18 protein-coding genes and 7 pseudogenes are annotated in these 23,475 nt (G+C 57.7%); 9 read left to right on the top strand and 16 right to left on the bottom strand.

Going from position 1 to position 23,475, the window contains the following annotated elements:
- Positions 1-215 precede the first annotated feature (215 nt).
- Both ACSQ2W_RS24650 and ACSQ2W_RS24655 read right to left on the bottom strand, forming a co-directional pair.
- Positions 216-1,562 carry a sigma-54-dependent transcriptional regulator gene (locus ACSQ2W_RS24650; RefSeq protein ID WP_436088746.1) on the bottom strand — a complete coding sequence of 449 codons (1,347 nt, stop codon included), beginning with the start codon at positions 1,560-1,562 and terminating at the stop codon, positions 216-218.
- Positions 1,563-1,566: 4 nt separating this feature from the next.
- A complete protein-coding gene (locus tag ACSQ2W_RS24655; protein ID WP_436088747.1) occupies positions 1,567-3,441 on the bottom strand; it encodes a sensor histidine kinase in 1,875 nt (624 codons plus the stop codon).
- Between the two features lie 225 nt (positions 3,442-3,666).
- On the opposite strand from ACSQ2W_RS24655, the gene ACSQ2W_RS24660 reads away from it, so the two are divergent.
- The gene (locus ACSQ2W_RS24660; RefSeq protein ID WP_436088748.1) at positions 3,667-4,998 is read left to right on the top strand and encodes a dicarboxylate/amino acid:cation symporter; all 1,332 of its coding nucleotides are present in this window, start codon (positions 3,667-3,669) and stop codon (positions 4,996-4,998) included.
- Positions 4,999-5,155: 157 nt separating this feature from the next.
- On the opposite strand, the gene ACSQ2W_RS24665 is transcribed toward ACSQ2W_RS24660, so the two are convergent.
- The 11 genes and pseudogenes from ACSQ2W_RS24665 to ACSQ2W_RS24715 form a co-directional block, all read right to left on the bottom strand.
- Complete coding sequence (locus tag ACSQ2W_RS24665; protein ID WP_436088749.1) at positions 5,156-5,809, bottom strand: Hint domain-containing protein; 654 nt, start codon at positions 5,807-5,809, stop codon at positions 5,156-5,158.
- Between the two features lie 708 nt (positions 5,810-6,517).
- Complete coding sequence (locus ACSQ2W_RS24670; RefSeq protein ID WP_436088750.1) at positions 6,518-6,730, bottom strand: hypothetical protein; 213 nt, start codon at positions 6,728-6,730, stop codon at positions 6,518-6,520.
- A 37-nt stretch (positions 6,731-6,767) separates the two neighbouring features.
- Positions 6,768-7,968: pseudogene (gene lhgO / locus ACSQ2W_RS24675) on the bottom strand (L-2-hydroxyglutarate oxidase).
- 55 nt (positions 7,969-8,023) lie between these two features.
- Positions 8,024-8,314, bottom strand: coding sequence for a UDP binding domain-containing protein (locus tag ACSQ2W_RS24680; protein ID WP_436088751.1), 291 nt, complete (start codon positions 8,312-8,314; stop codon positions 8,024-8,026).
- Entirely contained in the window at positions 8,289-8,771 is a 483-nt protein-coding gene (locus tag ACSQ2W_RS24685) for a hypothetical protein (RefSeq protein ID WP_436088752.1), read from the bottom strand. The genes ACSQ2W_RS24680 and ACSQ2W_RS24685 overlap by 26 nt, the downstream gene beginning before the upstream one ends.
- Positions 8,768-9,019 (bottom strand): hypothetical protein, encoded by a 252-nt coding sequence (locus ACSQ2W_RS24690; protein WP_436088998.1) that lies wholly within the window; start codon positions 9,017-9,019, stop codon positions 8,768-8,770. The genes ACSQ2W_RS24685 and ACSQ2W_RS24690 overlap by 4 nt, the downstream gene beginning before the upstream one ends.
- A 248-nt stretch (positions 9,020-9,267) precedes the next feature.
- Positions 9,268-9,687, bottom strand: coding sequence for a WecB/TagA/CpsF family glycosyltransferase (locus ACSQ2W_RS24695; protein ID WP_436088753.1), 420 nt, complete (start codon positions 9,685-9,687; stop codon positions 9,268-9,270).
- 52 nt (positions 9,688-9,739) lie between these two features.
- Positions 9,740-10,189: pseudogene (locus ACSQ2W_RS24700) on the bottom strand (WecB/TagA/CpsF family glycosyltransferase); the annotation flags it as partial.
- Positions 10,096-11,385 carry a hypothetical protein gene (locus tag ACSQ2W_RS24705; RefSeq protein WP_436088754.1) on the bottom strand — a complete coding sequence of 430 codons (1,290 nt, stop codon included), beginning with the start codon at positions 11,383-11,385 and terminating at the stop codon, positions 10,096-10,098. The pseudogene ACSQ2W_RS24700 and the gene ACSQ2W_RS24705, both read right to left, overlap by 94 nt.
- Positions 11,386-12,317: 932 nt before the next feature.
- Entirely contained in the window at positions 12,318-13,106 is a 789-nt protein-coding gene (locus ACSQ2W_RS24710; RefSeq protein ID WP_436088755.1) for a LuxR C-terminal-related transcriptional regulator, read from the bottom strand.
- A gap of 942 nt (positions 13,107-14,048) precedes the next feature.
- Positions 14,049-14,297 (bottom strand): annotated as a pseudogene (locus ACSQ2W_RS24715) (transposase); the annotation flags it as partial.
- On the opposite strand from ACSQ2W_RS24715, the pseudogene ACSQ2W_RS24720 reads away from it, so the two are divergent.
- The 3 pseudogenes from ACSQ2W_RS24720 to ACSQ2W_RS24730 all read left to right on the top strand — a co-directional run.
- A pseudogene (locus ACSQ2W_RS24720) lies at positions 14,295-14,504 on the top strand (tyrosine-type recombinase/integrase); the annotation flags it as partial. The pseudogenes ACSQ2W_RS24715 and ACSQ2W_RS24720 overlap by 3 nt on opposite strands.
- Positions 14,505-14,516: 12 nt before the next feature.
- Positions 14,517-14,747 (top strand): annotated as a pseudogene (locus ACSQ2W_RS24725) (transposase zinc-binding domain-containing protein); the annotation flags it as partial.
- Positions 14,748-15,062: 315 nt separating this feature from the next.
- Positions 15,063-15,497, top strand: a pseudogene (locus ACSQ2W_RS24730) (LuxR C-terminal-related transcriptional regulator); the annotation flags it as partial.
- Here ACSQ2W_RS24730 and fcl read toward each other — a convergent pair.
- Complete coding sequence (fcl, locus tag ACSQ2W_RS24735; protein ID WP_436088756.1) at positions 15,483-16,451, bottom strand: GDP-L-fucose synthase; 969 nt, start codon at positions 16,449-16,451, stop codon at positions 15,483-15,485. The pseudogene ACSQ2W_RS24730 and the gene fcl overlap by 15 nt on opposite strands.
- 341 nt (positions 16,452-16,792) lie before the next feature.
- Between fcl and ACSQ2W_RS24740 the strand changes: the two are divergent.
- The 5 genes and pseudogenes from ACSQ2W_RS24740 to ACSQ2W_RS24760 all read left to right on the top strand — a co-directional run.
- Positions 16,793-17,071, top strand: a pseudogene (locus ACSQ2W_RS24740) (IS66 family transposase zinc-finger binding domain-containing protein); the annotation flags it as partial.
- Positions 17,072-17,738: 667 nt separating this feature from the next.
- Positions 17,739-18,779 (top strand): UDP-glucuronic acid decarboxylase family protein, encoded by a 1,041-nt coding sequence (locus ACSQ2W_RS24745; RefSeq protein ID WP_436088757.1) that lies wholly within the window; start codon positions 17,739-17,741, stop codon positions 18,777-18,779.
- 539 nt (positions 18,780-19,318) lie between these two features.
- Positions 19,319-20,068 (top strand): LuxR C-terminal-related transcriptional regulator, encoded by a 750-nt coding sequence (locus ACSQ2W_RS24750; protein ID WP_436088758.1) that lies wholly within the window; start codon positions 19,319-19,321, stop codon positions 20,066-20,068.
- Positions 20,069-20,182: 114 nt separating this feature from the next.
- On the top strand, positions 20,183-20,458 hold the full coding sequence (locus ACSQ2W_RS24755; protein WP_436088759.1) for a hypothetical protein: 276 nt from the start codon (positions 20,183-20,185) through the stop codon (positions 20,456-20,458).
- Positions 20,459-20,786: 328 nt separating this feature from the next.
- Positions 20,787-21,203: a hypothetical protein gene (locus tag ACSQ2W_RS24760; protein WP_436088760.1), complete on the top strand. Its 417-nt coding sequence runs from the start codon at positions 20,787-20,789 to the stop codon at positions 21,201-21,203.
- Here the strand turns inward: ACSQ2W_RS24760 and ACSQ2W_RS24765 are convergent.
- Both ACSQ2W_RS24765 and ACSQ2W_RS24770 read right to left on the bottom strand, forming a co-directional pair.
- Positions 21,197-21,847, bottom strand: coding sequence for a response regulator (locus tag ACSQ2W_RS24765; RefSeq protein WP_436088761.1), 651 nt, complete (start codon positions 21,845-21,847; stop codon positions 21,197-21,199). The genes ACSQ2W_RS24760 and ACSQ2W_RS24765 overlap by 7 nt on opposite strands.
- Positions 21,844-23,244 (bottom strand): sensor histidine kinase, encoded by a 1,401-nt coding sequence (locus ACSQ2W_RS24770; protein WP_436088762.1) that lies wholly within the window; start codon positions 23,242-23,244, stop codon positions 21,844-21,846. The genes ACSQ2W_RS24765 and ACSQ2W_RS24770 overlap by 4 nt, the downstream gene beginning before the upstream one ends.
- Between the last annotated feature and the right edge of the window lie 231 nt (positions 23,245-23,475).

The raw sequence follows: 23,475 nt of genomic DNA on the forward strand, positions 1-23,475 counted from the left end.
CTCTGATATTCAAAGTCTATGACCTCTTTATTGATGTTTCAAATCAATATTCCGATCGGCCAAGCAAGATGTGAGACTGGTCGCAATGGCCGTGTGAGCACGCTCTCCTGGACCGCGCCGGGCTTGTCGCGCCAATCCTTGCGGTTTTCCTGGGGGAGCCACGGCAGCCACTCGCCGAGTCGGGAGCGACGGCGGCGAGGCGACTGGATGTCGCATCATTTGCGCGCGGCGTAGCCGGTTCGATTGATGCCGTGGCGCTGCAGTTTGTCGTAAAACGTCTTTCGTGGAATGCCGAGCGCTTCGATCGTCCGGCGCACATCACCGTCATTGGCCGCCAGCGCTTCGCGAATGATTTCCGCTTCGTACTGCTCCAGCTTCTCCGGGAGCGTGGCGGTGGCTGCCGGCAGGGAAATCGCCTTCTCGGTGCCTCCTTCAAGCCCGAGTACCAGCCTTTCGGCGAAATGGGAAAGCTCGCGCACATTTCCCGGCCAGGCATGCGACAACAAGTGGCGGCGCACGCTCTCTGAAAGGGGAGGCACGTCCCGATGAAAACGGGCCGCGGCACGGGCGGCAAAATGCGAAAACAACAGGGGAACATCCTCGCGGCGTTCCCGAAGGGGAGGAATGGAGATCGTCACGACATTCAGCCGATAATAGAGATCCTCTCGAAAATCGCCGCGCGCTTCGGGATCACCGAGATCGATCTTGGCGGCGGCCACGACCCTGAGATCGACCGGGCGTACCTCGTTTGTACCGAGCGGCGTGATTTCGCGCATTTCGAGAACGCGAAGCATCTTCACCTGCGTGGCCACAGGCATGCTTTCGATCTCGTCCAGAAAAAGCGTGCCGCCGCTCGCATGCTCTATCCGCCCCATGCGACGCTTTTGGGCGCCGGTAAAGGCGCCGGCTTCGTGGCCAAACAGTTCACTCTCGATTACGGTCTCGGGCAGGGCGCCGCAATTAAGCGCCACGAAATTGCCTTTTCGCCTTCGGCTCCACTGGTGGAGAAGCTGGGCGACCACCTCCTTGCCGCTGCCGGTTTCGCCAGCAACAAGCACGTCGACGTCGGTATCGGCGATGTGCCGCAGGATATTCCGCAGGTTTTCCATCGCCGGCGTCTGGCCAATCAGCGGCAGACTGTCCTGCGCGTCCTCGGCCGCCCGCCGCAACGCACGGTTTTCCATCACCAGCCGTCGTTTCTCGCTTGCACGACGCACGCTCTGGACCAGGCGATCGGCCGCAAAAGGCTTTGTGATGAAATCATAGGCGCCGTTCTGGATCGCCTGAACAGCCATTGGAATGTCGCCATGGCCCGTAATGAGGATTACCGGCAGGTCGGCGTCGAGCTCCTTCAGGATGTTGAACAGTTGTAAGCCGTCGATCTCCGGCATACGGATATCCGTCACGACGGCACCGGCAAAGTCCGGCGACAGATCGACAAGTGCCGCCTTGGCGCTGCCGAACGCTGAAACGGTAAACCCGGCCAGTTCGAGCGTCTGCGCGGTGGCGCGGCGAAGATCCTTGTCGTCATCAACGAGAGCGACTGGCGGCAACGGGTCCATGATCTCATGCCTTCTTCAGATAAACGACGAATTGCGTTCCGCTGTCATCGCTCGATACCTCGAGCTGGCCGCCATAGTCGGCGACGATGTCCTTGGATATGACCAGTCCCAGACCGAGGCCGCTTTCCTTCGAAGTGTTGAACGGCGTGAACAGCCCTTCGCGGATTTTCGGCGAAATGCCCGGTCCGTTGTCTGCGACGGTCAGCATCACGGTGTCCGCATCGCTCACCACCCTGATCTCGACGCGGCCCTGCGAACCTTTCGGCGCCACCGCCTCCAGCGCATTCTGCAGAAGGTTGATCAGCACTTGCTCCAGCCGGATGCGGTTTCCCATCACCATGAGGCCGGCCTCGGGCAGGTCGATGTCCAGTGTATCCATCCGCCCGGCAAACCGGCTGCGCAGCAGTATCACCGCACCCTCGATGACATCCATCACCGCGGTGGGTTCCGCGGCGCCGCGGCCCTTGCGAGCAAATGCCTTCAACTCTTCGGTGATCGAGCCTATCCGGTCGGTCAGCGCGGCAATATTTTCCAGGTTCTCGCCAGCGGGCGCCGTTTGCCCGCGGCCGAGGAGCACACGCGCATTGTCAGCATAGGCTCGAATGGTGGCGACCGGCTGATTGATCTCGTGCGCGACGCCAGCCGCGACCTGGCCGAGGATGGCCAGCCGGTTGGCTTGCACCAGATCCTGCTGCACCGCTTGCAGTTTCTGTTCGGTATTTCTGTGATCGGTGATTTCCGCCTGCAGACGGTCGCGCGCCTGGCTGAGATCCAGCGTTCGCTCCGTCACGCGGCGTTCCAGTTCCTCCCGCGCCCGTTGCTCGCGGAGTATCCGCAACGCGAGGGAATGGCGCCGGCGTAACAGGAAGGCGCCTGCTGCCAAAAGCGGCAAAAGGACGAGCAGCGCCAGCATGCGCGCCTCGCGCACGCTGGCGTCGATTGGCACTTTCAGTGACACCAGATGCTGTAACTGCCATGCCGTGGTCGGTACGGAAACCTGCACATTCAGAAACGACGTCTCGCCGGCATCGCCCGGCATGACGATCCGGACCAGATCGAGCCCGTCGCCGAGGGCTCCTACGACATGGATCGGCAGGGGCCGCAACGGCGCGTCACCGAACTGAAGGCTTTCGCGTATGCTGGCGAGGCGATCGGGAGCGATTTCGCCGACAGTCATGAAACGCCAGGACGGAATGCTGGTGACGAGGACAATGCCGCGCTCGTCAACCACATAGGATGGCTTTCCGGAGGCGTTCCAATCAGCCTCGACATCATCGAATTCGACCTTGACCACGACGACGCCAAGCGGGACGTTACTGCTGCCGATACGCTGCGAAACATAGAGTCCCGGTTTCTTGCTGACGCTGCCAAGCGCGAAGTGCTCAGCCTGCCCCTTGGCCAGCGCGCGCTGGAAATACTCGCGAAAGCGATAGTCATTGCCGACGAAGCTCGTCGGTTCGTGCCAGTTGCTGGCCGCGACCGCGACGCCGTCGTTTCCGATAACATAGATGACCGCAGCCTTCGTGCCTGCGGCCAGCATTTCCAGCTTGCGGTTGAGCTGGTCGAACGCACCGGCGTCGTTTGCCGCCAGCGCCGTGGCAAGCGCGCCATCCTGCGAAAGCACAAAGGGAAGCGCTCGATATTTTTCCAGGGCCGTGCGCAAAAGCGCTGCATTCAAACTGGCATCGTTGTGAGCTTGCGCTTCGAGTGCAACCTCAGCGCGTCGCCGCCCGATCTCGCCGCTTGCCCATAATCCGGCGACGATCACCACCAAAGCCATGCCGGCATAGATAAACCACGCCCAGCGGATGCGCGTTTGCAATAGAGCGGACGGCGCCCGCCATTGGAATCCCAAAACAGCCATGGCGAAGTTGTGCATATTTTCGCACAAACATCAACAATTCCTGTGTGAAGTTTCGCATAGCATGGCCTACCGCTGTGGTGGGATACTGATTTTAATGGCGTATTTTCAATGGTTTACCGACAGATGAAAAAACTGGCACGGCGATTGCGAAGCATTTCCTCAACAGCGGCTCGACCGTTGGACTTGAAGCGAACGGCTCGGGAGGCGGAACGTGTTCCGGCGAGCCAGAAGGAGGAAATCATGATTGCAGCAGTCGCCGCGGCCGAACGGCCCCAAGGCAAGACACCTTTCTACAGGCATCTCTATGTCCAGGTTCTCGCAGCCATTGCCGCGGGTATCCTGCTTGGGCATTTCTACCCGGAACTCGGCACACAACTGAAGCCTTTGGGCGACGCCTTCATCAAACTTGTCAAGATGATCATCGCACCGGTCATTTTTCTGACCGTGGCAACCGGCATTGCCGGCATGAGCGACCTGCAGAAGGTCGGCCGCGTCGCGGGCAAGGCCATGTTGTATTTCCTGACCTTTTCGACGCTTGCCCTGATTATTGGCCTCGCCGTCGCCAACCTGGTCCAGCCCGGCGCGGGCATGCATATCGACCCAGCCTCGCTCGATCCTACGGCTGTCGCCACCTACACCGAAAAGGCGCATGAGCAAAGCATCACGGGCTTCCTCACCCACATCATCCCGACCACGATTGTCGGCGCCTTCGCGGATGGAGATATCCTGCAGGTCCTGTTCTTCTCCGTGCTATTCGGCATTGCGCTTGCAATGGTGGGTGAGAAGGGTGAGCCGGTCATCAATTTCCTCAACGCGCTGACGGCGCCGATCTTCAAGCTCGTCGCCATTCTGATGAAGGCAGCTCCGATCGGCGCCTTCGGTGCCATGGCATTTACCATCGGCAAATATGGCGTCGGCTCGATCGCCAACCTCGCCATGCTGATCGGCACCTTCTACGTCACCGCGCTGCTTTTCGTGCTCGTTGTCCTTGGCGCTGTTGCCCGCTACAACGGCTTCTCGATCCTGGCGCTGCTGCGCTATATCAAGGAAGAACTGCTGCTGGTCCTTGGCACCTCATCCTCGGAAGCTGCCCTCCCGGGACTGATGAACAAGATGGAAAAGGCCGGCTGCAAGCGCTCGGTCGTCGGCCTCGTCATTCCGACCGGCTATTCCTTCAACCTCGATGGCACCAACATCTACATGACGTTGGCCGCGCTGTTCATCGCTCAGGCGACCGACATCCACCTCTCCTGGGGCGACCAGATCCTGCTGTTGCTTGTTGCGATGCTGAGTTCCAAGGGCGCAGCAGGCATCACCGGTGCCGGTTTCATCACGCTCGCCGCCACGCTCTCTGTTGTGCCTTCCGTGCCGGTCGCGGGCATGGCGCTCATTCTTGGCATCGATCGCTTCATGTCCGAATGCCGGGCGCTGACCAACCTCGTCGGCAACGCAGTCGCCACGATCGTTGTTGCTCGCTGGGAGAATGAATTGGACGCGGAACAGCTTGCCAAGGCGCTCGACGGAAAGGCCGTTGACAGCCTCCCGGCAACCGGCCTCCAGCCGGCCGAGTAGCACAAACGGTACCTGTTGCCGCTTTTTCCGAGAAAACATGCAACGGCTCGCCACAGGCGAGCCGTTGCATAAGCAGGCGACCTCCAGACGCGGAGATCGCCGAACTTGTCATCTTTATCCAATGCGTCGGTTGCCGTCGTGCACCCGTCATCAGATCTCAGCTGAACAATTGCCGGGCGCGCGTGGCAATTTTTTCGTAGGCGCCATGAGCCGGTTCACGCATCTGAAAAGCGCGACGGACCCCCTGCGGCAGAAGCGCCTTCAGGTGCTCTCGGCCGCCGACGAGGGGGGCGAAAGGCGTCATGGCGGTGTTCTGATCGGCAGGATAGAGGCGCGCGAATTCAACGAAGTTGGTGAAATCCTCGTGGTTATAGGACTGGAGCAGGAACGTCTCGGCGGCAAGCCCCTCGGCCAGGACCACTTCATGGGTATCGAGCACAATGTGGAAATATTCGATCATCTCCCGGTTTGCCGGAAGGGCAGGCGCAATCGAGATCCCATTGACCAGGTCCTTCACCCGGATGAGCACACCATCGATGAACAGGGCGTGACCGGCAGAGAGATAGAGATCCCGGTGGGGCGTCTGATGGTCAAGAGCGTGTCGCGAAATGCGGATCGGCACGACGCTGTCATTCCAGGATGATCCGCTTCGCTTGTAAAGATGGCGACCGATCCATTTGACCGCCAGGGCTTCGCCGCGCACCGTTTCAACGCGATCAGCGACGCTCAACGACTGAAACCATCGCATCGAGCCTGGCGATATCGCAGAGCGCCGCGCCCGTTTCATCCTTGAAAGAGAAGGTCGCCGCATCGGCAAGGGTTCGGCAATGCCTGTCGCTTCGATGAGGAGGTAGTCGAAGCGTCCTTCCGCCGCGAGCCGGCGGACTTCGCCGAGCAGGTCATCGCGGAGCGTGCAGCAGATGCATCCATTGGTGAGTTCGACCAGCGTCTCGTTTGTACGCGACAGATCGGCTCCGCCATCGCGAACGAGATCCGCATCAATGTTGACCTCGCTCATGTCGTCGACGAGGACGGCGACGCGCAGGCCATCACGATTGCGCAGAACATGGTTCAGTATCGTCGTCTTGCCCGCGCCAAGAAAGCCTGACAGCACTGTTACAGGGAGCCGGTTATCGCCTTTCATGCGGCCCCCATTCCTGCCCCCCGGTTCGTCCCTCCGAAGACGATCACATGCTTCTTGCTCCTGGTATGGATCCTCAACATGCGCCCCCTCGATCGCTGTATGAAACTGATTGGCTAAGGTTTTAATCCAGCCATCTTGCCAATTTTCTCGTGTTCGCGAACGACACCAATCGGTGGTATGCCGCACGGTGATCGCAATCCACCGATGTGATCAGGTACGGTCTACTTAACAACAGATCTGGCCTGTGAACCGAGCCTGTACAGTGGCCACTGCAGGGGCGGCCGTCGTGGCCAGATGATGGGCTGGGTTTGCCAACCGACCGCGCCTATTCCCCTTGTCTGAAGAAATGAGGCCGTTACTCCGTTTGTGGAAATATCAATCGCTGGTGAACGCGATATGATCGACGCTTAATCCCGCCGCGGATGAAATCGAGCCGCGCTCCTGACGCCTTTCTTCATTTTGACTGAAGAAAGGCGTTTTTTTGATCCGTTCACCCGCTCCTGCGGCAAACGCGAGGAACAGCGATCGCTCGCCAGCGTGGACTGCGGATGTAAGACTTTTGATCTCCGAGATCGCCCAGATACCCAAACGCGCGGTGGTCCTCAGCTTCCAAATGGTGGCGGGATTATGAATAGTTGAAATGGGCGCCGGCGATGTCGGCGATATGTCTGCCGATTGGCAATGCCGAAGTTGCGGCGGGTGACGGCGCGTTGAGCACATGAACAGCGCGTGCCGTGCGCTCGATCAAGAAATCATGCAGCAGACGGCCGTCACGGTTGACGGCTTGGGCGCGGATGCCGGCGGGGTGCGGCTGTAGGTCAGTCAGTCTCAATTCCGGGCAGTAGCGCTGGCACAAGGCAAGATAGCGCCGGCGGCTGAGCGAATTGGCGACCTCCGTCAGCCCGGAGCGTATATTTTCGACGATCATCCGGCGGAAGCCACGGAAGCGTGCCATCTCCCACAGGTCTTTGGAATTGATGTCACCGAAGCGGTAGCCGTAGCGCGCAAAGGCAAGCACAGCATTCGGGCCGACCGTCACGAACCCGCCGATCATCGGTGTCAGGTGCACGCCGAGAAACGGCAGTGACGGGTCCGGAATTGGATAGATAAGGTGCTCGACGATACGGTTCCTGGTGGGTCGTAGGCGGAAGTATTCGCCACGAAAAGGAATAATGGCGAGGTCGGCGGCAAGACCGCACAGTCGCGCCAAGCGATCGGCATTGATGCCGGCACAGGCAACAACATGTCGCGCGCGAAGCAGAACGCCGTCGTTCAGAACAATCTCGACACCGTCATTTTGTTCGCTGATGCCGCGAACTTCGGCGCTTCGTGCCGCCGCCTTCGGTGAGGATCGTGCCCATGCGGCGGGCGATCTGGCTGTAGTCGACGATGCCGGATTCGGGAACGAAGAGCGCCCCACGGCCGGTGACATGCGGCTCTCGCTCGGTGAGTTCCTGCCTGCTGACCCGGCGAACCTGAAGTCCATTGGCGAGCGCACGCTCGTAAAGCTTTTCCATGCGCGGCAGTTCATCCGCGCTGGTGGCGACGAGCAGCTTGCCGCGCTGTTCGAAGGGAATGTCATACTCCTGGCAAAAGCGCATCGTTGCGGCGCTGCCCTGCCTGCAGAACTGGGCTTTCAGGCTGCCGGGTTCGTAGTAGACCCCGGCGTGGATGACGCCGCTGTTGCGTCCCGTCTGGTGGCCGGCAAGGATCGGCTCCTTTTCCAGGACGGCGATGGCAATTCCCGGAAAGCGCCGCGACAGCTGCATGGCAGTCGACAGTCCGACGATGCCGCCGCCAATAACCACGATATCGAAATCCGCCATCCGTCCGACACCCCTTCCTCTCAGTCACCACCAGATGGGAAGTTCGTAGCACATGTCAGTGCCACGCTCCACGCGTGTCGTACAAAATTTTACCTCCAAGGCGTGTGTGTCTCATAGCCTTGAACGGTTCGTGTTCTACAAGAAGGACGACAATGTCTACGCGCTCGACCGCCTGATGGGCACTTTCAAGATGGAGATTGCCATACTCCGACAGCGATCTGGGCATGACGCTGACATAGGGATCTGACACGAAGATGTCCACTTCCGGCAGCGCTTTGGCGATAAGCCCGACAACTTCTATTGCCGGACTTTCCCGGACATCATCGACGTTTGCCTTGAAGGTCATGCCCAGGCACGCAACCGTCGGCGAACGGAACCTTTTTGCCTTCTCGACGACCTGCGGCGACATTGTGCGGCCGATGATCATTGACCCCGCGTGCTGTACGGATCAAGCGTGAGAGTCGTGGCGCGGCGGAAACGATGAACCACGGGTCCACTGGAATGCAGTGTCCGCCGACGCCGGGACCAGGGCCCAGAATATTCACGCGTGGATGCCTGTTGGCCAGGCGGATCACTTCCCAAACATCGATGTGAAGAGATTCGCTGATCAGGGAAATTTCATTGGCGAACGCAATGTTGACATCGCGATGGGCGTTTTCAACCAGCTTGGCCATTTCGGCGCTTGCTGCATCGGTCAACAGGATTTCGCCCTGAGCGAACAGGCGATAGATGGACGCCGCCTTTTCGGCGCATCTCGGCGTCAGGCCGCCGACCACTCGGTCGTTGGTGATGATCTCAATCATGATGCGGCCGGGAAGAGAACCCGCTCCGGGCAATGGGCGACGAATATGTCTGCGCCGGTTTCGCAGTCTGTGGCATCTTGAGATCCGGGCGTAGGGCGCCGATCCAATCTCCCACCATCTGCGTGGTCCCGGGAGGCGGACTCCAGAACCACGATGTTTCCGGACCTCAACATGGGAGCAATCTGCTCGGCCGCTGCCTTTACATAGGACAAATCGGCAGTTCGATCCTCGTTGAAGGGTGTCGGCACCGCGATGATGAAAGCATCCGCTTCGGGGGGCGGCGAGGTGCCGTTCGTCGAGCCGGACCTTGCCGTGGGCGTCAGCGGTGCCGTCGCCATGGGCCGGCTGACCGCGACAACCGAGACGTCATAGGTGTCGATATCAACCCGGCGACTGTCGAGGCCTTGTGGCGTCGATGCCGCGCGTCGCGATAGCGACGGCGGTCGGCAAACCGATATATCCCATTCCCAGTATGGCCAATCGGCCCTTGAACACGTCAGTCATCGGCAAGGCTCCGAAGTTGGGCAACCGGGAGCATCGGACTGCCAGGGGCTACATTGCGGTCTGCGCCAGCGCTGAAAAGGCGGTCGGGATGAAGCATTTCGCGGGCAGTGAGCCGGGCAAAGCTGGTGTTGGTTTTCAGATAGCGCCACCAGAGCCGCCGGGGTTCCTGCAGCAGCCTGTATGCCCACTCCATCACGCATTTCTGCCAGGCAATCGGCGCGAGTCTCGTCAGACCTGCCATGATATCGAAGGAACCGCCGACGCCGTGCAGCACCGGAACGTTGAGCGACGCGCCATGAGAGGCCAGAAATATCTCTTTCCTGGGCGACGTCATTCCAAGGAAGAGCATATCGGCCCCAGACCCTCTGATGTCGGCTGCGATCTGCCCCGCTTCGGCGGCCTTGTAACCCATGATGACTGTAGGTGATTTTCAAACCGGGAAAGCGACGGGCAACAACGCGCTGCATCTCCTCGAGGACCTCGGGCTTTGCCCCCAGAAACGCGACGGAGCGTTCCTCTCGATGCGCAAGTAAGAGAAGACGGCTGAAGATGTCGATACCGGCGACACGCTCAGGCAAGGGCCGGCCGAGCAGCCTGCTTGCCCAAACGATGGACTGACCATCCGCCAGCAGAAGATCGCATTCCATCAGCGATTCACGCAGCAGCGCATTTTTGCGCAACTCCACGACCTTGGCGGCATTGAGAACTCCAAGAAGGATTGACCGCCGGGTGATGAGCGCCGTAAGGCAGCGCGCGATAACGTCATCCATACGCATGGCATCCATGTACATACCGAACAGAAGGACGTTGCGCTTGCATCTCAAATCTCCTTGGAGGGCGCAGCCGTGTCCTTTACCGAGCCGGGAGCCAGCCTGGCGACCACTCCGCCCGAGAGCCACGCGTAAAGCAGCCATCCCAGTTCATAAGGGCGGCATTCAAAATCCACTTGATTGGCAGGGAAGACAGCATCAAGGGCTGGAATATGCAGACCGGGGGCCAGCGCCGTTGTGATGGCTGAAATTGCCCGCATCGCCTTGCGCGGTTCGCGGCGTGCCACTTTACGCCAGATTACTCCTTTTTCGGGAATGACGAGTGTTACCGCGACCTCGGGATGTTCATCGAGCCATCGCAGGCCTTTGGCGATCGCCTGGAAATGGTCGGAGCCTCCTGCCTCCCTGAGATCGAGCAATGCCATCGGGGCCATCGCGTGCTGGTGGACGCTATAGACCGGATAGCCTTCGACCACGTTTCCGTCACGGGTGTCATAGTACCACCACCATTGCCCGGCGGGACCTTGCAACGCGCAAATCCTTTGTGCACATGCTTCGGCCGCCGACAGGGCGGAAACATTTTCCCGTGCGACATGCAGGCGCGAAAGCGCCTGTATCGTGTAAACCTGATCGGCAAGGCAGCCGATGTGCGCACGCAGGCGTCCGCTTGCCGATGCGGGCAGCATGTGCGGAAACAGCCCCGTTGGAGACAGTTCCGACAATAGTCGTTGTGTCGCCAAAGAGACGACATCCTGCGTGTCGTTGAGCTGTTCAGCCGCCAGAGCGGCGGTAAGTGTCCACGCACAGTGAACCGTCGCGATGGGAGCATCCGAGGCAAGCAGCCGATGAAGCTTACGAAAGAGTGGCGCGGCATGAAATCGCCCTGCTTCGGCGGCAGCCCAGCTAGCCAAAGCAACTGCACCCGTATCGGCAGATGTCTCGGCGCGCGCCGCGCATGCCTGCGCCAGTTCGGACGCCGTGCTGCCGTTCAGTATCTGGTGCTGGATCGCCTCGTCGGCGTAGGATAAACCGAGGGCGGCGATCGACGCATAGCGAAGACTGTCGCCTTCGAGCCGTTCCGACCAGTGCGAACCTGTTTTGACTGCGCGCAGCGTATGGCCGAATATCCCGTCCTTATGCATGCGTGGCAAGCCGCGCAACGCGACCCCCAGCAACTGAATGACCTGGGTCTGTGCATTATGCGACGTCGATTCAATGGCTTCCAGCCTGTCGAGTGTACCAATTCGGCTTTGTTCGGGCTGACGCCGTATGTGGATGCTGTTTTCCGATGGAGCGTTTTGTATTCTCGAGGGCAATGAATGCTGAAAATCAATTGGCATGAAAACTCCTCACACCTCGCGCTTTAACGGAAATGGCCGTTGACCAAGGGTTGAAGCGCGCGCGCCGTCCAAAGACGCGAAAATCCGGACGTTGACGACATGCTAGAAAATCCCCGCGGATATTCCAGCGCACTCAAAGGCTTACCGAACCGAATTCGACATGCCGCGAATGGTACTGGCATACACCGAACGGGTTACCTGAATTGGGCGCCGTTTAGCATTGCGGATATGCCACCCAACTCGCTCAGATCAACAAGACGCCTGACCGTGCCTGAGCGGCAAAAATCCAAACCTCGTTGCGTACCCACCGGCTATGTAACCGGTGTGGCCTACATCCAATTGTTTAGCTTAGATTTATTGAGTTTAATTTTAATATGATTAATATTCTATTAATCAGGGAAATCCGGATCAAAGAATAAAATAAGAGAACGGATACCGCCCTCCTGGCGTTTGTGTCAGATCAGCCCGATTGTTCTTATCAAAATCATACTTGTGGAGGATTTAGGTCGAAGGGAGAACGACAATACTCTTTGCGGCTTGTCCCCGCGCGCATTCCAGACCGACAGACGATCAAGTCGCGATTTCTTTATTTCGCGGCAAAGCGCACTTTTGATGTCGCTATGACGGTGTTGGCAGCGCCATTTGCACTCACGATCGTCGGAATATGTGCGCTGAGCGCAACGGCGGCACATTCACAGAACCAGCGCTGCATGACGCGCGGTATTCCGGCATCATGTCCTTCAGCGCCGATTTGCGGATATTGATGAGGACGCCCGCTGTCGTGCTAAAAGGAACCGGCATCTAACAAAAGGCAAAGCATCAGCTGTTGCTGCTTGCTTTGCCGAAGGTCTCTCGCAAATCAGGCGTGAATGTTTAACGTCCCGGTCGAAACCGGTTGAACAGCATTCACGCCGCTGGACGTAGCACTTTCTTTAGTGCTCACTTCCATTCGCACCTTCAACCGAAAGAGGGAAGAGATCTTTGATCTTGTAGGCCACCTCGGTCCTGTTGGTCGCCTTGACCTTCTTCATGATGTTCCGGATGTGGACTTTTACGGTGCTTTCCCGCAGATTCAATTCGTAGGCGATAATCTTATTGGCTTTCCCGCGTCTCAGCGCCTCGACCACTTCAGCCTGCCGTTCTGTGAACATGCCGGCCAAGGGGCGTGCAGCAGGGCTGCCTGATTCAATCGCCTGGCGCATTGCCAATACGCTACTGGCCGGCACGAAGATGCCTCCTGCCATTGAAAGAGCTATCGCCTCGATACAGACGTCAATGCTGACCGAGGATGGAATATAGCCCTTGGCTCCGCATTCGAGCGCCTTCATTATTTGCGAGAGCTCATCGGTGTCGGCCAGCACAATTATCGGCGCCTCCAACGCCGAGGAAAGCCTCCGGATTTCCTCGCCAACGGCTGGTTCGGTGATTTTTTTTCCGCCAACGTTCAACAGAATGGCGGCCAGCGGCGGGTAGTCGTGGCGCTTGCGCTCCCATTCACCCATCGAGCCGAATGCCAGGACGTCCATATCCATCTTGTGGGCAGAAATGCAATAGGCAAGGCATTGGCGATCAAGCGCGCGATCGTCGATGATTAGAAGCGAACGCCCCCGCGGAAGCGCATCGTGCTCGTTATCGTTCAGCGTATGGGATGGGTCGACGGCTGTTGTGTGGAAAAGGCTGTTATGTGCTGCCTTGCCATTCGTCATTATCAGCGAGTTCATCGGTAGCTTACTCCCTTAAAGACACATGCTTACCTGTCCCGATCCAAATCGAGACGTCACAAAGCGCATGCGCTAGCCCCAGTTTTTATTGCAGGCCCCGAGCCTTTTTATACATGATCAAAAACGAAGAGTTTATGCGTATTTGCTTATATTAACCGATCCTTACGAGATTGCCTAGCTTTAGAGTATTTTTTTGAAAGCTTTGTTTTTGAAGAATAAATTGTCTTCTCACCTAATTGAGGTAAGGGACTATCCCTAAGAATACCCCCCTATCTTTTTGGGGGATCCTTTGATGCCCTTCAAGGCTAGTCGCAAACATTTCACACGTCGCGAATGGCCAGAACCAGCCGATTGATTATGATGTGATCCGCCTCAAAGCCACGTTCGAGCCCTTGAAATCACCCTTCGGCTGGCGGCAATTGACCTGATGCCTGCCCCAAGAAGTTGCTCGCAAAGACGCGATCCGAAAAACCTGTGCCGCCGGCGACAAGAACCCGTCTCCGACCTTCTCGTCGCCGGGGCACAGTATTGTCACCCAGGATTGCCCCTGATGAAGGTTGTCGCGGTATTACGCAGAACAAACACGACCGCCCCCATCAATCCTATAGAGTGACGCAACTCCCCGTTCCCAGAATAAATCTACAAATATATCATTTGAAAATGAATTACGTTCAAAACGTCTTTTCGATCTCTACATTCTTCTGTAATGACCATGAACTATTTAATACATCTACCAGGCGCCGATGTCGTTATCCTCGCATCCTGATATTTATCGCCCCGTGCATTTCTACTCCAAATGGCGTACAACGAGTCCTGAGAAGGCGTAGGCCGGGCGCCCGCGACAAAACCACGGATCGCGGCCGTTCTTCTTCGACGCCATTGCACAGGCGCCTCGGCGACATCTGCAGCCTCTTCTCCGTCAGAGTCTGTCCGGAAAGTTATTCATTTTGAACAGAGTCTTCGCAGCATGAGGCGGATAGAAGCCAGCTTGAGGAAGGCGAGCGCGTTGCGCGACAGATTTTCGAAATCCTTGGCCAGCCTGCGGCATCGACCCAGCCATGCGAATGTCCGTTCGAATACCCAGCGCCTCGGCAGAACCTCAAACCCCTGGCTGTCGGAGCGCTTGACGATCGCGGTCGCAAGTCCCGGCATTGCCTTCTTTTGTCCCTTGGCGAAGACGGGCCCCTGATAGACAAACGGGTGACGGTGCATACGCTGCGTCACAGCTTTGCCATCCATCTGCTGGAGAGCGGAACCGACATCCGCATCATCCAGGTTCTGCTCGGCCACAACAACCTGTCGACCACGGCGCGCTACACGAAGGTTTCCAACACCCTGATCCGCAGCACGACCAGCCCGCTCGACCGGCTGACGCTGGAGGTCGTGCCGCCAGGCTGATCAAGTTTCGCCATGGGGGCGGGACTGGAGGTGGCGGACATTTTTCGCCGCTACGGGGAAGGATATCGTCAAACACACGACGTTCATCTCGGGCGTGTCGAACTCCGGGTGATGAGCGCGGTTGAGATGTGCCGGACCGCTCGGCTGGGCGGGCATGTCCAGCAATGCCAAAACTGCGCGACGCTCCGCATCGCCTATGATTCCTGCCTTATGGGCAGATCCAGTAATGGGGAGTTGGCGGCGACTTGATCGCGCTCTTGTGTACGCCGCCGCCAACCCGGCTCATCATTACGAAGGGCGTTTGAGGAGCGCGATCAGCCTGTCGGACGGCTGGAACGCGCCGCGCCGCAGATGCGGTGGAACGATCGATTCCATGAAGCTAAGTCCAGGCCTACAATGCTAATTTCCTTCATGGATGCTCTCTCCTCTAAGTGACGTTCTCGCGAACATCACTCTGGCACATTGCGATGCCGTCGGGAGGGGGCATCCACTCCATCAATTCTCGATGGAAATATCCTGTGCTACCGGGTCAGTTCTCAGTGCAAATCAACACTATACCCCTCCTCGGTCATCATGGATGTCTGCATTGAAGCCATCTATCTGGCCCTGGCGGGTGGAATCTTCGTTCCCGCCAGCACTGTATTCGCGATGCGCCAATTGCTCGAGTCAAGCAACACGGCCCCGCGCCCGCTTTCGGGCATGTTCACGGCTGCCCGCCAAGCCGAGGTGGTCGAGGCGCTGCGGCGCGGCAAGGCCAACAAGAGTATTGCCCATGAACTCAACCTGCGCGAAAGCACGGTCAAAGTTCATATCCGCAACATCATGAAGAAGGTCAAGGCGACAAACAGGACCGAAGTCGCCTTGGCGAGACCAACAAGGGTGCCATCACGGTGGCCTCGCTTTCCTGTTCAAGCAGTCGGGCGTGCGGTCTTGTGCCGTAGACCGGCCTCGCGCCGGATCGACACACTGGCCTGGCGCCTATACGGCCTTTAGCCGCAGATTGCCCATCTCGGTATGCGATTTGAACCAGGCATATGTCAGCTCCAGGCCTGCACGAAGGGTATACTTTGGTCGCCATCCGGTTGCGAACAGCTTGCCGACGTCCATCAGCTTGCAAGGTGTCCCGTCTGGCTTGGCCGGGTCCGTCTGGATCTCGCCCGTGAAGCCAATGACGTCGGCGATAAGCATTGCGAGGTCCAGGATGGAGATATCCTGGCCCGAACCGACATTGAGGTGGCCGTCGGCAGAGTATGTCTTGAGCATGTGGACAATGGCGTCGGCGGCATCGTCCACGTGGAGGAATTCGCGTCGCGGTCTGCCGGACCCCCAGATCGTCAGGCTCGGCTCTCTCCCGATCTTCGCCTCGTGCGTCCTGCGCATGAGTGCGGGGACGACGTGGCTATTCTCCAGGTCGAAGTTGTCGCCTGGACCGTATAGGTTACACGGCATTGCCGAAACATAATCGGCACCGTACTGGCGCCGGTAGGCCTGACACAGCTTGAGACCGGCGATCTTGGCGATAGCGTACCACTCGTTGGTGGGTTCCAAGGGGCCTGTGAGAAGCGCGTCTTCCGGGATCGGCTGTGGCGCCAGCTTCGGGTAGATGCAGGATGAGCCCAAGAACAACAGTCTGTCGACATCACACTGGAACGCGGCTTGGATGACATTCGTTTCGATCAGCAAGTTGTCGAGCAGGAAATCGGCCGGATAACGACCGTTGGCGAGAATCCCGCCGACCTTTGCGGCTGCAAGGACCACGGCGTCCGGTCTGGTTTCTGTCATCCAGCGATGTACGGCGTCCTGATTTCGAAGGTCGAGAACGTCGCGCGGAGCCATTAGGACCTCGCAGTTTTCCTCCTCCAGTCGCCGCACCACAGCCGAGCCGACCATGCCGCGGTGGCCAGCCACGAATATCCGTTTTGCGTCGAGCCGATAAGTGTAGTCCATGACCGGTGACCCTCTCTTGATCATTTCATTGTTTCATTGAAACCACGAAATGATCTAACTCTTTGAAGTTACGCAATTCCGGACGGAAAACCGTTTCACACTTTTCCTGGAATTGCTCTAGACGCTACTGTCGGTGTGCCAGCGCTCTCGCTCCAGACGTTTCAGGTCGGTGGCCACCATTTCCACCACGAGGTCGCTGCGCTGCCGCCGTTGCCGGCGACGAAGACTGTGCCGCCCGCATCGCGTGTGGCGCGCAGCAACTGTATCGCCTCCTGCACTGCATCCGTATCGATCTGCGCCAATGCGATGCACAGCGATGCCAGATAATCCTGCATGAATTCCTTGCGCTGGAAGATCTTGAGACGGCGATTGCCGAAACGCAGGCCCAGATCGTCTTCGTCGAGGAAAAGATCGCGGCCAGCGATCTCGAAAAGAGCGCCCCTCGCAAAGAGCGCAAGGCGCCCGCACTGCCCCAGAGCTTGCCGCGCGTCGAACAAGCGATCGAGCCCGATAGCATTGCTTGTCTCTGTGGTTGCGGCAACATGGTCCGGATCGGCGAAGATCGGATGAAACGGCTCGATCATATTCCGGCACGCTACCAGGTGATCGTCACGATCCGCGCCCTCATCGAAGCAATTCAACTGCATGGAATCACAAACGATTCATACCATTCAACTTCTTTGTGGCCCGACACTCACAGAATGCGGAAACTACTTCAAAGCTGCGGGTTGATAGGCCTATTAACGGCGACATGCTTTAGTCACATAAATCCAAAGTTCGCCGCATGATGTCTGCTGAGCGTTTGGCAGAAGCGTCTGGCGGAGGAGAGTATCTCGTCGGCGGACTTGGTCCATCTGCAGGGCCGGGACTTCTCGTTATGGTGTTCGACAAAGCGCGAGCATCGGCCTCAAGTTGGCCAGTCGAAATGTGCGCACCGTGCAGCAGCTCTGCTTGCGGGTCAGTTTGTCGACAACTAGCGTTCCCGATCTGTGGGTGAAGTGGACATGATAATGAGGCCGACGCGGACGTCAGCCATGGGACCAGTGAGGTTTTGTCAGCGCCGGCGATATGTTTATCGTACGACAACATGATGCCGCGTGCCGTCCACGTCACTACGAAATAGGTGTTCTACGCCTTTTGTAGGCATTTCATACTTCTAGCATTTTCGCTAGATTTAGACATCATCAGAACATGTGGGCAGTGTCGGCATGACACCGACAAACGCCACCACAGTATAATCAAAATATATTGTTTACGAGATTCATTATATCCTGCAGGAGTAGTACAGTGACCAGTTCAGACTTAAATGAAGAGTTAGAATTTCGATATTCAGGGCGGCGCATACTTGTTACTGGAGGTGCTGGCTTTCTAGGGTCGCATCTTTGTGAAAAATTACTCGCGCTAGGAGCATACGTAATTGCGGTAGACAACTTTTATACGGGGCAGCGCCGCAATATCGCGCACCTTGTAAGCAATCCATACTTTGATATACGTATACATGATATTACATTCCCACTTTATATTGAAGTGGATGCTATATTCAATCTTGCCTGTCCCGCCTCGCCCGTGCACTATCAGTACGATCCAGTCCAGACAACGAAAGTCAGCGTCCACGGCGCTATAAACATGCTTGATTTAGCAAAGCGCCGGAAGTGTCGAATTCTTCAAGCCTCAACGAGCGAGGTGTACGGCGATCCTTCAATCCATCCGCAACCCGAGACGTATTGGGGCTCAGTAAATCCGATCGGCCCTCGCGCTTGCTACGATGAGGGAAAGCGATGCGCCGAAACTCTTTTCTTTGACTACTGGCGCCAACACAAACTTCCAATAAAAGTCATGCGCATTTTTAACACCTATGGCCCGCGTATGCGACTGGACGACGGCCGCGTAGTGTCGAATTTCATCGTGCAAGCACTAAAGGGACTGCCGATCACTGTGTACGGAGACGGCTTGCAAACACGTTCATTTTGCTATGTCGACGACTTGATTGACGGCATGCTTCGGCTCATGGCGACACCGGAGTATATAACCGGTCCAATTAACGTTGGAAACCCGGAGGAATTCACGATGCGACAGCTTGCAGAGTTGATTGTTCAGCTCACCGGAAGCAAGTCGACTATCGTTACCATGCCTTTGCCACAGGACGATCCCAAACAACGCCGTCCAGATATTCAGATGGCAAAACAAATCCTGGGGTGGAAACCGCACGTCTCGGTTTCCGACGGTCTCGCGAAGACTATCAATTATTTTAGGGATGCACTCGCCTCTGACCTGAAGGGATCGAGTAGGGATGTCTTTGCTAGGAGACGCGAGTCAGTCGTCAGCTGATATCGGACCAAACCCATCCTCCTGGGCGCGCCAGTCGCGCAGCGGCAGTCGTGACGCGGCCAGTGACGGAATTACCTCAACGCACTGTCGACGCTGATATTGAAGACCTGATGCCCTTCAACTTCACCAAAACCGCCGCTGCCTGATCCGTCGAAATCGCGGGCGTCAACGTGCTGGGAAATGAGCGGTTACGATCTAATGACGGATGCCGGCAAAGGAGGGGTAGGAAAGAGGTGTGGGCATACTACCGGCCGGCATTTGGGCACTGCCCTCTCCTAGCCCTTTTGGATGAGTGAAGGCCTTGCAACATCTCCTCGTCTATTGAGCGTCAGCCCTCGTCTCCGCCCTTTTGCGTCATCGCGCTTGTCCACGAGCTGGGCTAAACTCCACGAGTGTGTGCCGCCGTGGCATGCAGGACTGGTTTGGAGCATCGCGTGCCTTCCGGCCGTGGCTAAGATCGCTCCTACACTTTGGAATTTTGCATAAATCCTGAAATCGGCCGGTTTGAGGATCGATGCAAATGGTGGTAGGTAACGGATATGCTGTTGGACGGCAATGCATATGACGCTGCAGGCGCAAGAAGGCGGCTTGAGCCGCAACGCGTCATTTTGATTCTGACGAACAGCGGAAGCGTATCGGAACGGTTGATCGATGCCATTGAACGGGAATTCCCATGGATCCGCATCGAGCAGGTCGAGCATGTTAGCGCTGCCTGCACGACTTTTTCTCATCCGGTTGCGCTTATTCTGGTTGACATAGCGTTGATGAAGAACGCAGAAGCCGCATCGGCCGAGCTTCTGCGAATACACCCGCATGCCCTTACGGCCATCATCGAGCCTTACGACAAGGTTCAGGTGACGCCTCTGAGCGAAGTTGCAGCCTCTCCGCTCATTCGCAGCGTTCTCCCGATGGACCTCAGGCTCGACGTCTGGCTGTCGATCATTCGTCTGATGCTTTGCGGCGGTGAGTATTTTCCACCCGGGCTGATGATCCAGACGATGTTGCGCGATCAAAGCGCGACTTTATCTGCACACAACGGTGCAGCGCCCGCTTCGCAAAATAGATTGAACACCATCGCCGAACTCACCGCACGCGAGTCGCAGATCCTCGGGATGGTTTCACACGGTCTCCAGAACAAGCTGATTGCCGCCGAATGCGGGCTGTCCGAGCATACCGTGAAGATCCACCTGCACCACATCATTCGGAAGTTGGGCGTCCACAACAGGACAGAGGCAGCTGCGAGGTTTCGCAACCATCACCACAGCGGGCAGCCGATGAGTGAGAACTGAGTTCGGATGGCGTCTGCCGAAGTTCTCCTTGATATTGAATTTGTTCGATTCTGGTGATTAATCCGACAAGCCCGCTGCCATGATCGAGCGCTAGCCGACGGGATTAGATATGCCATGACGCATTATGCCTGGACGATAAGGGTACATGGCTGGCACGACCTTCAGAAGGTCACCACGTTGGCTGAACTGCGTGACATTCTCGATATATTGGAACTGCCCGGCATCGCGCCGCCAGATTGGGTCATCATGGACTCAGGGAGCAATGAGGTTGCGGGGCACGGTCGCTATACCCACGATGAGGGTGGCAAGGATGAATGGTCGATCTCGTGGACGCTGGTGGATGACGCGCCAGACGGAATGATATCGCAGGAAACGAAGCATGTGTTATGACAAAGGAACGCTAGCCCTTGATTGCCCTCCGACCTTGGTCCTAAGCGGGTTGGACGAACGTCTTATCATAGCGAGGGAAAGGTCTGACATTCCCGGATCAGCTTAGTCTCGAGTTGACGGCGCAATTGAGCCGTGAGCAAAATCTTGAAGGTGTGATGGCAAAGGTCGAGGACTCCCCGTTGGTCCACCATGCCAATGAAGCGTTTCGCTTCGCTATCGCGATGGTTGCGATGATCTTGATCTCAGCGTCTACCATTGCTCACCGGTGCGTATTGCGATAGCCGATATCAGGCGAGCGGTCGCCATCCGCGTTTTCAAGGGAATAGGAATGTCGACGGGTCGTAGATTTATTGCAGCGCTGTGGTCCGTCTCTATCATTCTTTCCGTTTCCACGATTCCTTGCAAGATCAAGTTTTCTGGCTTCACCGTTGAGTTCGCTTTCCAGTCCGCGATGGCGAAAAACGGCGGTAATGGCAAGGGCGGTGGCGGCAATGACGGTGGCGGGAATGGCAAGGGAAGCGGCAGCGCAAACAGCAATAGTTCCGGCGACAGTTCGGGTGGGACGAGCAGGAAGGGGGCGGCAATCGAAGACGATACTTCGGCCCTGGGCGTTCGCCACATCGATGGGATGAGCGAAGAGATCAGAAATGGCCGCTACATCATGAAGGACGCCCGAGGGCGCACCATAGTGAACCGGCGGGCAACGTCAGCAGACGCAAAACGGCTTCGATCGCTTATTCATTGACCGCGGTGGTCGATCGCATCACGCAACACCATGGCAGCTTCGGTCCGGTTCGTGACGCCCAGTTTTGCCATGATCTGCGTCATATGGTGCTTGACGGTCTTCTCCTGCAGATCGAGTTTCCTCGCGACAAGTTTGTTGCTCATGCCTGACGCCACGAGATGCAGAACCTCGTGCTCTCTCGCGGTCAGGTTCGCAACCAGCTCAGACTGGTTTACAGGAGCATGCGAGCGGTTGGACAGGAGCTTGGCCGATAGCGTCGGAGCGACATAGCTTTCCCCCGCAGCCACGGTGCGAATGACATCTGCCAGTGTGCGGGAACCAATTCCCTTAAGGACATAACCCTTCGCGCCACTGTTCAAAGCCGCGGTAACATCGTCGCTGGCCTCGGAAACGGTGAGCATGACGATCTTCTGCAGCGGTGCGATTTCAAGGATCAGCGGGATCGCATTCAGTCCGCCGCCTGGCATCGAGATATCCATCAGCATGACATCCGGGTGCAGATTCTCGGCAATACGCAGCGCATCGTCCTTCGAGCTTCCTTCTGCCACGATTTCAAACCCGTCGATCTCCGACAGGCTTCGCGTCACTCCCTCTCTGAACAGAGGATGATCATCGACCACCGCCACGCGTATTCCTGCCATCATGCTTGTCCAATCTCCTCGGTGCTGAGCGACATCCTAACGACCGTACCGGGCGGGGACGAGCTGACGTCAAATGTGCCGCCCAGGCTTTCGATCCGTTCCCTCAGACCGGCGAGTCCAAGGCTTGTGGGTTGCACGTCGCCGGGATCGAAGCCCGGTCCGCTATCTGCGACCTCGATCATGATCCGGTCGCCTTTCATTGTCTGCATGACACGTTGGCCGACGCCTCCGCCATGGCGGTAGGCGTTGTTAAGCGCCTCCTGCACGAAACGGTATATGCATATCTTGGCGGACGGAGAAAGGCGATCGGGCGGGGCGGATATCGACAAATCCACGGCCGATCCTGTTCGCTGCTTGTGAGCCTGAACGCTCCGCTCCAATATTTCCGATAAGCTCGCGGCCTCAATCTGCGGCAGGACCAGTCCGCTGCATATCGTTCTGATCTCATCCATGGCCTCATCGAGGCTTGCCTTGATGGCGGTGATTTCGCGTTCGCGCGCTGCCAGTGAGGTCTCGGGACTGATCAGCGCATTGCTGTCCAGCCGCAACGAGGCAAATGCAACGAGTTGCGCAGGGCCGTCATGCAGGTCGGCGCCGATGCGTCGCAGATGGCTTTCGTTCAGCGCCGTTGCACGTTGCGACGCGCGTTGCAGGCGTCCCCGCAGCGTCTCGTTTTGCGAAAGCAGCGCCGAAAGCTCGTCGATGCGCTGCCCAAGGGCACCGCGCTGACTTTCGATGGTTCTGCTGCCCCGCAGGACGATCGCCGAAAGCACGATGAAGAAGGAGGCCGTGAAGGCCGCAACTGCCAGCCAGGCGTGGAAACGCGCCCGGCGCAGGCTTCGCTGAAAATCATTGGCAATCTCGTGAAATTCAGAAACGGCGACAACTTGTCCTGACCACGGTTGAAGAACCGGATTGTAGATCTTGAGAAGCGGCACGCCGGCCGTCCGGTCAGTCTCTTTGTCGGCGGCGTCAAACGGCTCGAACTGGGCGACCATCGTGCCGGCAAATGCCGTCCTCAAGTCGTCGCTGGGATCAAACCGCTTGCCGACCGCGTCCTCCTCGTTCGAATAGAGAACAGTGCCATCCGCTCGCCAGAGGCGGAACGACAGAAGCCGCTCACCCAGCGCTCCCTGCCCAAGCGTTTCATCGAGGGCGCGGGTCGCTGCGTCGTCGAGGACCTTGGTCGTCTGCATATCGGGCAAGAGCGGCGCGATGACGCTGTCGACGTAGAGCGCCGTGGTTGCGGCCGAATTTCGCGTGACCGCATCTTCTATCAGGCTGGAAACGAACCCGCCGACCAGTACCATGGCGGTCGTCGCGACAATGCCGCCGATCAGCAGAAACTGTTTCGTCAGCGACTGCATGTTCCATCGTGTAATCAGGGTGTCGGCGCGCACGAGCAATCTCGGGATCGGTCGCCTTGATCGCAGGCGGCACTTCGGGAGCGGTTAGAGTCGTTAAACTACCCACTCCAGGCGAACGGTCAATGGCACGCGAACGGTATGGACATTTGCCGGACTTTTGGCGTCACCCCCGATCAGACCTAAGTCTTACGCGGTGAAGCAATGGTCCGAAGGCGATGGAACCGCTCTCGTGTGCACACTATGCTGGCTTCACATCGAAGGCGG

The sequence above is a fragment of the Pararhizobium sp. LjRoot255 genome (assembly GCF_964252905.1).
In the GTDB taxonomy this organism is placed as follows: Bacteria; Pseudomonadota; Alphaproteobacteria; order Rhizobiales; family Rhizobiaceae; genus Pararhizobium.